Source organism: Saccharomonospora halophila 8, from assembly GCF_000383775.1.
Taxonomy (GTDB): Bacteria; Actinomycetota; Actinomycetes; order Mycobacteriales; family Pseudonocardiaceae; genus Saccharomonospora; species Saccharomonospora halophila.
The window spans coordinates 34,581-46,523 of sequence record NZ_KB912554.1; the positions used below are offsets into that span (position 1 = coordinate 34,581).

Annotated in this window: 10 protein-coding genes and 2 pseudogenes; 5 read left to right on the plus strand and 7 right to left on the minus strand. The window is 68.0% G+C overall.

All coding sequences use genetic code 11. From position 1 onward, the window contains the following. Window positions 1-408 precede the first annotated feature (408 nt). Complete coding sequence (locus SACHA_RS0111730; protein ID WP_028663107.1) at window positions 409-774, plus strand: MmcQ/YjbR family DNA-binding protein; 366 nt, start codon at window positions 409-411, stop codon at window positions 772-774. A gap of 9 nt (window positions 775-783) precedes the next feature. Here the strand turns inward: SACHA_RS0111730 and SACHA_RS0111735 are convergent, their stop codons facing one another. Continuing rightward, on the minus strand, window positions 784-1,164 hold the full coding sequence (locus SACHA_RS0111735) for a nuclear transport factor 2 family protein (RefSeq protein WP_019809918.1): 381 nt from the start codon (window positions 1,162-1,164) through the stop codon (window positions 784-786). Between the two features lie 108 nt (window positions 1,165-1,272). Between SACHA_RS0111735 and SACHA_RS0111740 the strand changes: the two genes are divergently transcribed. Beyond that, window positions 1,273-2,019, plus strand: coding sequence for an MBL fold metallo-hydrolase (locus SACHA_RS0111740; RefSeq protein ID WP_019809920.1), 747 nt, complete (start codon window positions 1,273-1,275; stop codon window positions 2,017-2,019). A 362-nt stretch (window positions 2,020-2,381) separates the two neighbouring features. On the opposite strand, the gene SACHA_RS23910 is transcribed toward SACHA_RS0111740, so the two are convergent. Beyond that, entirely contained in the window at window positions 2,382-3,419 is a 1,038-nt protein-coding gene (locus tag SACHA_RS23910; RefSeq protein WP_083935841.1) for a DUF262 domain-containing protein, read from the minus strand. Then, window positions 3,416-4,036: a hypothetical protein gene (locus SACHA_RS24505; RefSeq protein WP_157601672.1), complete on the minus strand. Its 621-nt coding sequence runs from the start codon at window positions 4,034-4,036 to the stop codon at window positions 3,416-3,418. Before SACHA_RS24505 ends, SACHA_RS23910 begins: the two co-directional genes overlap by 4 nt. Before the next feature lie 526 nt (window positions 4,037-4,562). On the opposite strand from SACHA_RS24505, the gene SACHA_RS0111750 reads away from it, so the two are divergent. Continuing rightward, window positions 4,563-4,871, plus strand: a complete 309-nt coding sequence (locus SACHA_RS0111750) for a hypothetical protein (RefSeq protein ID WP_019809922.1) — start codon at window positions 4,563-4,565, stop codon at window positions 4,869-4,871. Window positions 4,872-4,904: 33 nt separating this feature from the next. On the opposite strand, the pseudogene SACHA_RS21730 reads toward SACHA_RS0111750, so the two are convergent. Continuing rightward, window positions 4,905-5,685: pseudogene (locus tag SACHA_RS21730) on the minus strand (transposase family protein). Window positions 5,686-5,840: 155 nt separating this feature from the next. Beyond that, entirely contained in the window at window positions 5,841-6,533 is a 693-nt protein-coding gene (gene trhA, locus SACHA_RS0111760) for a PAQR family membrane homeostasis protein TrhA (protein WP_019809924.1), read from the minus strand. Between the two features lie 97 nt (window positions 6,534-6,630). Here trhA and SACHA_RS0111765 point away from each other — a divergent pair, with 97 nt between their 5' ends. Both SACHA_RS0111765 and SACHA_RS0111770 read left to right on the plus strand, forming a co-directional pair. Next, window positions 6,631-7,410: an isoprenyl transferase gene (locus SACHA_RS0111765; RefSeq protein ID WP_019809926.1), complete on the plus strand. Its 780-nt coding sequence runs from the start codon at window positions 6,631-6,633 to the stop codon at window positions 7,408-7,410. Window positions 7,411-7,771: 361 nt separating this feature from the next. Further along, window positions 7,772-9,205, plus strand: coding sequence for a PhoH family protein (locus SACHA_RS0111770; RefSeq protein WP_028663108.1), 1,434 nt, complete (start codon window positions 7,772-7,774; stop codon window positions 9,203-9,205). 131 nt (window positions 9,206-9,336) lie between these two features. Here the strand turns inward: SACHA_RS0111770 and guaB1 are convergent, their stop codons facing one another. Further along, the gene (gene guaB1 / locus SACHA_RS0111775; protein WP_019809928.1) at window positions 9,337-10,776 is read right to left on the minus strand and encodes a GMP reductase; all 1,440 of its coding nucleotides are present in this window, start codon (window positions 10,774-10,776) and stop codon (window positions 9,337-9,339) included. Window positions 10,777-10,810: 34 nt separating this feature from the next. Beyond that, window positions 10,811-11,943 (minus strand): annotated as a pseudogene (locus tag SACHA_RS23915) (ATP-dependent DNA ligase); the annotation flags it as partial.

Genomic DNA, 11,943 nt, shown 5'->3' on the forward strand with positions numbered 1-11,943 from the left:
GTCCCGGCGGGCCGCGACTGAGCCCCGTGTGCCCCCGAGGCGGGTGGCGACCGAGCCCGGTCGCCACCCGCCTGTCGCATGTGTGCCGGTCCTTGGTGACCTGTCGAGGAGGGCTCGCGCATACTGAGCGGCGTGGAGCGTGAGTACGGTCACCAGGGCCGGTCCGGGGCCGAGCCCCACGGCGACTGCGCACCCGTGGGGGAACGGCCGTACCGCAGCGCGCCGAGATCGCCGCGGCCGTGGCCGCACTGCCTCAGATCGACGCGGAGGGGTTCCGTGCGGATGTGGACGCCGTGGTCGACGGTGACGTCGTGTTCGACGACTGAGTCCTTCGCCTGCGTGAGGTCCGCGAGGCATTGCTCGGCAGAATCGGATGCCGGATCGCCGCGTCGTGGGGACAATGGCTTCGTGCCCGAGGATCCCTTGGAGTCGTTGCGCCGCATCTGCCTGGCGTTGCCGGAGGTGAGCGAGCGGCTCAGCCACGGTGAGCCCGCCTGGTTCGTCCGGGAGAAGAAGACCCTGGCGACCTACGCCGACCACCACCACGACGACCGGGTCGCGTTCTGGTGCCCGGCGCCGGCCGGGGTGCAGCAGGAGCTGGTGGCCGAGGACCCGGCACGGTTCTTCCGCCCGCCCTACGTGGGGCACCGCGGGTGGCTCGGCGTCCGGCTCGACGTCGACGTCGACTGGGCCGAGGTCACCGAGATCGTCACCGACGCCTACCGGCTCGTCGCCCCGAAGTCGCTGGCCGCCCGACTGGCTGAGCCCATCTGACATGCCCGGTCACGGCCGCTCGTCGGCGCCGGGGACCACCGTGCCCTGGTGGAAGGACAACCGCCAGGCGCCGTCGACGTCCCGCAGCCACAGCGAGCCGCGGCGCACGCGGCGGCCGGGATGCTCGGTGAGGTAGGTGACCAGCACGACCGACTCGGCGAGGCGCGCGGCTTCCACCTCGCGGGCCCGCGGGCGGTCGGCCTCGGTGAACATCCCGCCGAGGGCCGCGAGCATCTCTTCCCGGCTCCACCGGCGCCCGGACGAGCCGATCTCGACGAACCCGGGATGCAGCAGCCGTGCCACCTCGTCGGCGTCGCGCCGGACCTCCGGCCTCAACAGCCGCAGTTCGGCGTCGATCACGTGGTCCACGGTGCCGTCGGTGTCGGTCATCCGCGGGACCGTACCCGGCGAGGCGGGCCGCACGCCGTCGAAAATCGCCCGGGCACGCTCTATGATCACCCCGCCGAGTCAGCGCCGCCCGGACCGACAGGGGACACGATGCAGCTCACGCGGGTCGACGACCACGTCCACCTGGCCACCGGCACCAACGTCAACTGGGCCCTGGTCACCGAGGGCGATTCCGTCACGCTGGTGGACGCGGGCTACCCGAATGACGCCGGGGCCGTGCTGGAATCGCTGGCCGCGATCGGCAGACGCCCGGGGAGCGTGGCCGCGATCGTGCTGACCCACGCCCACCTGGACCACATGGGCGGCATTCCCACCTTCACCTCGCGGTACGGCACTCCGGTGTACACCGGGGCGGAGGAGGCGCGGCACGCGCGCCGCGAGTACCTCCAGCAGATCACCCCGGGCGAGATGCTCGGCCAGTGCCGCCATCCGCGCGGCGTGAAGTGGGTGGCGCAGACCCTGCGCGCGGTGCTCCCGCACGCCAGGATGGCCCTGTCCGAGGTGAACACCGCACCGTTCGACGTCGCCCTCGACGTCCCCGGTCGGCTCGTGCCGGTGTCCGTCCCCGGCCACACCAGCGGGCACACCGGCTACCTGATGCCGGAGGCGGGGGTGTTCTTCTCCGGCGACGCCCTGGTGACCGGACACCCGCTCTCGACGCTCGGCGAGGGGCCGCAACTGCTGCCGGGCGTGTTCAACACCGACGAGGCGCGGATGCGCACCAGCCTGGAGTCGCTGCGCGACGTGCGGGCCGACACGCTGGTCCCCGGCCACGGCCCGGTGGCCCGCGGCCCGCTGGCCGACCACCTCGACGCCGCGCTGCGGCGCGGGGCGTGAGCGAGTGGTTGGTTCCGGTCAGGGCTCAGGTGGCCGACCGTGCGCACCCGCGGGGGGAACGGTCGTACCGCAGCCCGCCGAGATCGCCGCGGCCGTGGCCGCCCTGCCTCCGATCGATGCGGAGAGGTTCCGCGTGGATGTGGACGCCGTGGTCGACGGCGACGTCGTGTTCGACGACTGAGTCCTCCGGTCCTTCGTTTACGGGTGTTCCGTGCAGGGCGTGCTCGGGAGAACGGCTGCCGGATCGCTGCGATGCGGCGACGATGGCTTCGTGCCCGAGGATCCGCTGGAATCGTTGCGCCGCATCTGCCTGGCGTTGCCCAAGCTGAGCGATCGGCCGCAATACGTGCAGTCGGAGAATATCATAGCGATCTCGGCGTTGGCGTTCGAAATCCGTCAGAATCGCCTTGCAGGACCGAGTTGACCACAACACCACGTCTGACACGACTTGAGCGGTCATTGGCCCCAGATCGGGTAGCGGCAAAATATTCTGCTGCTAAACGATCGTGTTCTTCAGCTACTCCTCGCGCGATACGATTCACCTTCGCGTAAAAGTTTTCCAAACGATTCTTTGCTGTTTCAACATCGTCCTCGACGCTTAATCCGAGCCGGTAGACTTCCACGATCAATGTAAAAAGATCAGTCTTTTGCCATGCTCGAGACTTCTCGCCCAGTGCTAGTTTGTCTATGAAATTTGCGGCCTTGCGAAAGTCGCGAGATAATTGCGTCTCCTGAGGGAATTCGTCATTGTACCTCTCAAGATAAATTTCATGCTCTGAGTCACGATTGAAGTAGTTCGACAGTAGTGTAATCACGAGAGTAAGACACCAGCGCACATCGTTCATGCGCTTAGCGTCGTATGACGTGAATACGTTGTTTTCTTGAAAAAAGTCATCCTCGCTCAGCTTATCGCAAAATTTCTTTAGCTCTCCATCGAACCGGGCATTGTTTACTTCCATGGCATTCAGTGCATATGATGTAGAGTTGATGCGATAGAAAAGTTGTCGCGTCTCTTCTTCGGTGAGTGAACCGAGGTCTCGAACCACTACCTCATACTCCAGGAAAGCGATCTTCTCCTCGCTATTCAATTCCGAGTAGGGGCGAACGCCGTTGGTCAGCTTCAAGTCGGGGGAATGTGTAAAGTATTGGTACAGCGTGGTCACACGTTGCTGGCCATCAACGATAAGTTCTTTGCCTTCGCCGGTTTCCGGGTTAACTGGACCAGCAGATATAAATATCTCTGGGAACGGAAGGCCTTGAAGTACGGTTTCAAGAAATGCCGACTTGTGCACATTGGACCAAACAAGTCGGCGCTGGAAGGCAGGATTAGGAGTGAGGCGATCCTCGCGGAGCTCTGTAAGTAGTACACGCAAACGCCTGTTAGTTGCAGCCGTCCTCATCGTGCCTCCGTAATTTCTTCTCGGCAGAGGTTGACTCCCCGAGCTTGATAAGATTCCAAGAAATCAATATCGTAGTATAGTCCGGCATTTACTTTGTATGGTCCACACGTACCTTCCGTCGTGACCGAACGAAAGAATTCAAACCACTCGTCCGACAGCGGCAAGGCGGGCGAGCGAGGTAACAAATCCGGCCTAATCCATCCATGGATCTTATATTGAAGGAATTTGCTCTTGCGGCGCCAATCAAGGAAGTGGTCAGAGTCTACCAACCGAGAAAGTTCGTGCCAAACTTTCAAGTACATATTCGTCGACGTGATGGCGACGTCGATGTCGCTTTCTTCATGGAACGCCTTCCATCTCTTTCGTGGCGCTATAGAGAATCCTAGTTTCGCTGAACCGATGATTAGTATTTCATTATGTCTGATGCCGAACCTTGCGGCGACGCGCTGCCTTAATTCAGCATATTGACTGTCATCAACGAGAACGCATGAGCCACCCGTAATATATCGTTGAACTACCTCAATATTGGAGTACTTTTCTATTGCTTGCTTAAACTTGTCGGTAGAAGTACCAGCATCAGGCCGTTTGACTACAGCTGGATTCCCGTTGGTCTCCACGCGCGGGCCGCACCTATCCGCTTTATACATGAGTACATTCGTCAAGTCCCAAGTATCCCACCGCCCTTAATCAACCTTGCCCAGCGAATGCTCTTGCGCCTGTTGATTGCTTCGCACCGTCGACGACGGCGCACACCGTCGTCTCATTCCAAGGCCGCATCCTCCCGGATCGGTGGGTTCCTCCAACGATCAAGCGGTGCCGTCTGCACGCTATCTCTGCAGTGCCACGAAGAGGCAGCACGCGTGGCAACCTACAACATGTTCGATACCCCCAAGTCAGCGTGGCATACGCTCGTCCACCGAGCACGGGCACATGGTCAGTATTGTCCACCCCATCCCAGGCCGTGGCAACGGCTGGAAGAGATTGAGAAGCCGACGTGCGTGGGCCGGTTGCTGGTACTCCCGGATGGGACCACGATCGGCTATCGGCGAAGTCCAAGACCACGGTCGAGCAGACCATCGACATCAGCACGCGGGATGGTTACTCACTGAAGATCCATGTGGACGTGCGGGGGTAGGATCAGCGGTGCTGGGCGAGTTGTGGGCCTGTGTCGGGGAGGCGGCTGCGGATGACCGGGTCTACTTCGCTGAGTTGCTGGGAATGGTCCGGGAGATCATGGGCCCGACCGATGACCTGCTGAATCGCACCGGCCGGGCCGCGGCGCAACTGGTGCGGGACGGCATTCTGGTACCCGGCACGGACGGGTTCACCGTGTGGGAGACGGGACTGGCCGAGTCCGCCGCCCGGATCGAGCGGGAGGCGACCGCGATGGTGCGTGGCGGGGTGTGGCCCCGGCCGGGGGACGTGTGCTGGTTCGATCTGCCCGACGGGTAGTGAGCCTTTGCCAACCTGATCAGGTGTTGGCGATCATAAGGTGTGAACTGCGGCGATGAGCTTGTCGGCGTAGCTGGGGCTGGAGCGGATCTTGCGCAGGATCCGCCAGTTCTTCAGCTCGGCGTTGATTCGTTCGCCCGGTCCGCGACGACGTGCGTGGGCGGCGTTGACGGCCTTCTGGTTCTTCGACAGCCGCCGGTAGCGGCCGGTATCGGGATCCTTGCGGCGGCGCCGCTGCGGGACCGCGATCGTCGCCCCGCTCTCTGATAGGCGGTGTCGGCCGCTGCGGGGATCTCGTGGGCGGTCAGGGCGTCGATGGTCTCGTGTTCGCGGGCGGCTCCCATGTCGTGGCGGAGCCGGGCAGCGGCGGCGAGATCCACACGAGTGGGCCGATCGTGTCCGCGATGACCTGTACGTTCAATCCGTGGCACTTGTGGTTGCCGGAGTGGAACGCCCGGTCGTAGCCTGCGGCCATGCCGACCCGGTCGATGCGCAGCACAGTGCCGTCGAGGATTACGAACGCCTTGCGCTTGGCCACCGCGATCGCCTGCTCCGGCGTTGGCGCCATGGCGGCGAGCAGCTCGAGTGCCTCGCGGATGGATCGGGAGACCGTCGAGGTGCCGACCTCGAACCCGCAGGCCAGGTCCGCGTAGGTCTCGCCCTTGCGTAGGCAGGCCACCACCAGCAGGGCCTGCCGACCGGCGGGCAGCTTGCGCCAGCGGGCTCGGCGCTGATTGCGCTGCGCTCGCAGCGCGTCGGCCAGCACGCCGAGCGCGCCGCTGGACACGGTCATCCCGAACGGGTCGAATAACACTTCGAAGCTCCTGGTGAGGCGAGTTGATCTAGGCAATCACCCGTCTACCAGGAGCTTCACCCATCCCAGGTCACGCCACGCCGGACCAACCCAGACCTGCCCGTCCAGCAGGTCGGCAAAGGCTCAGTGCCCGGCCGGACACGACGGGCCCCCGCTCAGGCGTACATGGCCAGCCAGATGGCGATGTAGTGGGTGAGGGCCGCGGCGATGGTGCAGGCGTGGAAGACCTCGTGGTAGCCGAAGGTGTCCGGCCAGAAGTTCGGCCATTTGAGCGCGTAGAACACCGCGCCCAGGGTGTACAGCAGGCCACCGACCAGCAGCAGCACCACCGCCGCGATGCCGCCCGCAGTGGCCAGTTCCGGGAGCACGAACACCGCCACCCAACCGAGGGCGATGTAGATCGGCACGCCGACCCACCGGGGCGCACCCGGCCAAAGCATCTTCAGCGCCACCCCGGCCGCCGCGCCGCCCCACACCACGCCGAGCACGACGTAGCCGGTCGGCTGGGACATCGCCAGCAGGGTGAACGGGGTGTAGGTGCCCGCGATGAACAAAAAGATCATCGAGTGGTCGGCGCGCTTCATCCAGGCGTAGGCGCGGGGGCTCCACAGGCGGCGGTGGTAGAGCGCGCTCACGCCGAACACACCGAGCACGGTCACGCCGTAGACCGACGTCGCCAGGGCGGCGGTGCCGGACACCGTCGCCGCCGCCAGCACGATGAGCACCGCGCCCGCCGCGGCCGCGCCGAAGAAGCTCCAGAAGTGCAGATGGCCCCGCAGCCGTGGGCGGGTGTCGACGGGGGCGTTCGAGGAGGCCGGATCGGGGTCGTTCCGCGTCGCTACGCTCACGTCGACCAGGCTACGGAAGCGTAGGCGGGGCGCGCACCGGTACGGCACCGGAGGACGGCGTACGTCACGTCAACGGCCAGGCGTACGCTCACGGGACGTGAGCCTCCGGTCGTTCCTCTCCCGCGTCGTCTACACCGCCTATTCGTGGCGCCTGCGTCAACAGGCCGCCGGGCGGCGTCCCCGGCATATCGGCATCATCCTCGACGGCAACCGCCGGTGGGCCCGCGAGGCCGGGTTCACCGACGTCAACGGCGGGCACCGGGTGGGTGCGCAGCGCATCGTCGACTTCCTCGGCTGGTGCCGGGAGTCGAAGGTGGAGGTCGTGACGCTGTTCCTGCTGTCCAACGACAACGTGCGGCACCGCTCCAACGAGGAGGTCGCCGCACTGCTGGAGATCATCCCGGACGTGGTGGACGAGCTGGCCCAGCCCGGCAACCCGTGGAAGGTGTCCATGGTCGGGGCGCTGGACACGCTGCCCACCGAGGCGTCCGCCCGGCTCACGGCCGCCGCGCAGCGTACCGACCACCGCAACGGCATGGTGGTCAACGTCGCCGTCGGCTACGGGGGACGTCAGGAGATCGCCTACGCCGTGCGCAAGCTGCTGCAGCAGCACGTCGACGAGGGGACCTCGATCGAGGAGTTGGCGAAGACGCTCGACGTCGACCACATCTCCGAGCACCTCTACACGTCCGGCCAGCCGGACCCGGACCTGATCATCCGCACGTCGGGGGAACAACGGCTGTCCGGCTTCCTGCTGTGGCAGTCGGCGCATTCGGAGTTCTGGTTCACCGAGGCCTACTGGCCGGCGTTCCGCCGTGTCGACTTCCTGCGTGCTCTGCGTGACTATGCGGTGCGCAATCGTCGATACGGCGCATGAACGGAGTATTAATTCTCGCGTCGATCGCCCGGTGTCGTGACATTTGCTCACTAAACGTGAGCTTTGCTTCCACCGTTTCACCTAACTGGCCGTCTGCGTTCCCGGTGCCCCGGGGGTAGCTTCCGTGGTGACGGTCCACGAACCCAGGTGGATCGTCACGGGAGGCCCTGGTCGTGGCAGTGGTTGAGCGAACGGTGGTCGCACGAGCGAACCACCCGTTCACGAAGCGCACGAGGGGGCCGGCACCGGGCCCTCGTGGCCGCACGCCCTGACGCCCCGGCGTCGAGGCTCCGGCCAGCCAGGGCAGTGCCCGGCCCAGCGAGTGCGGGCGTGGTGCCAACGCCCCGAGGGAGATGCCGTCGTGACTGCGCAGCGTTTACCCCGAAAGGCCGTCGGCCGCCCGGCCCCCGACAGCTCCGGAGCTACGGGAGCCTCTTCCGACCCGGCAGGGTCCACCGACCCGGCAGGGTCCCCCGATCAGGCAGAGTCCCCCGATCAGGCAGTGCGGACGTTCGTGCTGGACACGTCCGTGTTGTTGTCGGACCCGTGGGCGATGACCCGGTTCGCCGAGCACAGTGTGGTGCTGCCGCTCGTCGTGGTGAACGAGCTGGAGGCCAAGCGCCACCACCCCGAGCTCGGCTGGTTCGCCCGGGAGGCGTTACGGCTGTTGGACGACCTCCGACGCACGCACGGTCGCCTCGACGCCCCGGTGCCGATCACCGACGAGGGCGGGATGGTGCACGTGGAGCTGAACCACTCGGACCCCACGGTGCTCCCGCCCGGCTTCCGCACCGACTCGAACGACCACCGCATTCTGGCCTGCGCACTCAATCTGGCGAGTGAAGGGCCGGTCACGCTGGTCACCAAGGACATCCCGCTGCGGGTGAAGGCGGGCGCGGTCGGCCTCGACGCCGACGAGTACCGCGCCGAGGAGGTCACCTCGTCGGGGTGGAGCGGGATGGCCGATCTGGACGTACCGCAGGAGGCCCTCGACGCCCTGTTCTCCGGCGGGGAGGCCGACCTCGGCGACTACGGCCGCCCCGAGGCGGCGGAACTGCCCTGCCACACCGGGTTGCGGCTGCTCGCGGGCTCCTCCAGTGCGCTGGCGCGGATCACGCCGGACAAGCGGGCCCGGCTGGTGCGCGGTGACCGCGAGGTGTTCGGGCTGCACGGCCGCTCGGCCGAGCAGCGCATCGCGCTCGACCTGCTGATGGACCCGGACGTCGGGATCGTCTCGCTCGGCGGCCGGGCGGGTACCGGCAAGTCGGCCCTGGCGCTGTGCGCGGGGTTGGAAGCCGTGCTGGAGCGACGGATGCACCGGAAGGTGGTCGTGTTCCGCCCGGTGTACGCGGTGGGCGGCCAGGATCTCGGCTACCTGCCCGGCTCAGAGAACGAGAAGATGCAGCCCTGGGCGCAGGCCGTGTTCGACACCCTCGGGGCGCTGGTCAGCCAGGAGGTCGTGGACGAGGTGTTCGACCGCGGGATGCTGGAGGTACTGCCGCTGACCCACATCCGCGGCCGCTCGCTGCACGACGCGTACGTCATCGTCGACGAGGCCCAGTCACTGGAGCGCAACGTGCTGCTCACGGTGCTGTCCCGGCTGGGCAGCGCCTCCCGCGTGGTGCTGACCCACGACGTCGGGCAGCGGGACAACCTGCGGGTGGGCCGGCACGACGGCGTCGCGGCGGTGATCGAGAAGCTGAAGGGGCACCCGCTGTTCGCGCACCTCACGCTGACCCGCTCCGAGCGTTCCCCGATCGCGGCCCTGGTCACCGAGATGCTGGAACAGCACTGACCCACCGGTCCCGGGTGTGAGCGCGGTGCTCACACCCGGGACCGGCCCCCGCGAGTCGCCACCCGGTGCCCGCGAGTCGACACTCCATGCCCGCGAGCCGACACTCCGGGACGGCGAACCGACGTCCACTGTCACCAGCCGGTGGGCAGCGGCCTGCCCTCGGCGAAGCCCGCCGCCGACTGCACGCCGAGCACCGCGCGCTCGTGGAACTGCTCCAGCGTCGCCGCGCCCGCGTAGGTGCAGGCGGACCGCACCCCGGCCGTGATCGAGTCGAGCAGGTCCTCCACACCGGGCCGTTGTGGGTCCAGTGCCATCCGGGACGAGGAGATGCCCTCCTCGAACAGCCCCTTGCGGGCGCGCTCGTAGGCGTTGTCGGTGCGGGTGCGCGCGGTGACCGCGCGCTTGGACGCCATCCCGAACGACTCCTTGTACGGCCTGCCCTGCTCGTCGTGGCGCAGGTCGCCGGGGGACTCGTGGGTGCCGGCGAACCAGGAGCCGACCATCGCCGCCGACGCGCCCGCGGCCAGCGCCAGCGCCACGTCCCTCGGGTGCCGGATCCCGCCGTCGGCCCACACGTGCTTGCCCAGCTCGCGGGCGGCCGCCGCGCAGTCGCGCACCGCCGAGAACTGCGGACGGCCGACGCCGGTCATCATCCGTGTCGTACACATCGCCCCGGGGCCGACGCCGACCTTCACCACGTCGGCCCCCGCTTCGATGAGCTCGCGCGTGCCCTGTGCGGTCACCACGTTGCCCGCCACCACCGGGACCTGCGGCGACACCGAGCGCACCGCCCGCAACGCCGTGAGCATCTTCTCCTGGTGGCCGTGCGCGGTGTCCACCACGAGCACGTCGACCCCGGCGTCCAGCACGGCCTTCGCCTTCGCGGCGACGTCGCCGTTCACCCCGACGGCGGCGCCGAGGCGCAGCCTGCCCCGGGCGTCGACGGCGGGGTCGTAGATGCTCGCGCGCAGGGCTCCGACCTGCGTGAGTACGCCCGCCAGGCGGCCGTGGCCGTCCACGCCGACGGCCAGCGGCTCGCCGTGTTCGTGCAGGCGTTCGTAGACCTCGCGCGGCTCGGTGCCCAGCGGGCACGTCCACACCGAGGGGTCCAGCACCTCGGCCAGCCGGGCGAACCGGTCGACCCCCGCGCAGGCCTGGTCGTCGACCACACCCACCGGGCGGCCCTCGGAGTCGACGACCACCACGGCGCCGTGCGCGCGCTTGCCGATCAGGTTGAGGGCGTCGGCGACGGCGTCGTTCGGGGTGAGCACCAGCGGGGTGTCCCACACGGTGTGCCGGTCCTTCACCCACGCGGTGATGTCGGCGACCGCCTCGGCGTCGACGTCCTGCGGCAGCACCACCAGGCCGCCGCGGCGGGCGAGCGTCTCGGCCATGCGCCGTCCGGCCACGGCCGTCATGTTGGCCGCGACCACCGGGACGGTCGTGCCCGTGCCGTCGACGGTGGACAGGTCGACGTCGAAGCGCGACTCCACCCCCGAGCGGTTCGGCAGCAGGTAGACGTCGTCGTAGGTCAGATCGTGAGCGGGCCGGTGGCCATCCAGAAACTGCACGAGAGTCCAGGTTACGTGCTCTGCGCGGACCGTGTCACTCACCACCCGGTGACCCGGTCGGGGCGGTCCCGCCGCGCAGCATCGCGCGGACGGCGTCGATCGTGTCCGCGTCGGCGGCGTCCTTGTCCGGGCGGTAGCGCAGCACCCGGGCGAACCGCAGCGCGACGCCGCCCGGGTACCGCCGACTGACCTGCGCCCCGTCCAGCTCGATCTCCACGACCAGTTCCGGGTGCAGGTACACCGTCGGACCGTCCCGGTGGGTCTCGTAGCGGGGCAGCGTCTCCGTCTGCCAGGCCAGCAGCGCGTCGGTGAGGCCCTTGAACGTCTTGCCGACCATGACCGGCGGCCCGCCGTCCGGGTCCCGGGCGCCGAGGTGCAGGTTCGACAGGGTGCCGGTGCGGCGTCCGTGCCCCCACTCCGCGCCGAGAACCACCAGGTCGAGGGTGTGCGCGGGTTTGACCTTGAGCCACGCCCGGCCCCGGCGTCCGGCGGCGTAGGGGGAGTCCAGCGCCTTGACGAGCACGCCCTCGTGCCCGTCCGCCAGGGACGCCGTCAGGATCGCCGCCGGGTCCTCCGGCTCGGTCTCCCCGGCGCAGCGCCGCGCGGCGCTCGTGCAGCGGCGCGTCGAGCAGGTCGGTGCCGTCCAGGTGCAGGCAGTCGAAGAAGTACGGACGCAGCAGCAGGGCGCGCACCTGCTCGTCGCGGGTGCTGCCGAAGCGGGACATCGTCTCCTGGAACGGGCGGGGCCTGCCCTCGTCGGTCAGCGCGAGGGTCTCGCCGTCGAGCACGGCCGAGGTGCACGGCAGGGACCGCACCAGGTCCGCCAGCTCGCCCACGCTCGCGGTGACCTCGCGCAACGTGCGGGTGAAGACGCGGACGTCGTCGCCGGTGCGGTGTACCTGGATGCGGGCGCCGTCCAGCTTGTACTCCACCGCCGCGGCGGGGATCTCGGTGAGCGCGTCGTCGAGCGACCCGGCCGGTGCGGCCAGCATGGGTCGCACGGGCCTGCCGAGTTCGATCCCGAAGCGTTCCAGGGCGCCGACCCCGCCGGTGAGCGCGGCGTGTGCCGTGGCGGGCAGGCGACCGGAGAGCATGAACGCCCGCCGTACGGCCGCGGCGGGCACCCCGGCGGTGGCGGCGACCGCCTCGACCATCACGCCCTCCAGC

What these genes read in the sequence shown, in the direction of transcription:
- SACHA_RS23910 (WP_083935841.1), bottom strand. Translation starts at nt 3,419, where the DNA reads ATGAGGACGGCTGCAACTAACAGGCGTTTGCGTGTACTACTTACAGAG.
- SACHA_RS0111735 (WP_019809918.1), bottom strand. Translation starts at nt 1,164, where the DNA reads ATGACCGACACCGACGGCACCGTGGACCACGTGATCGACGCCGAACTG.
- SACHA_RS0111740 (WP_019809920.1), top strand. Translation starts at nt 1,273, where the DNA reads ATGCAGCTCACGCGGGTCGACGACCACGTCCACCTGGCCACCGGCACC.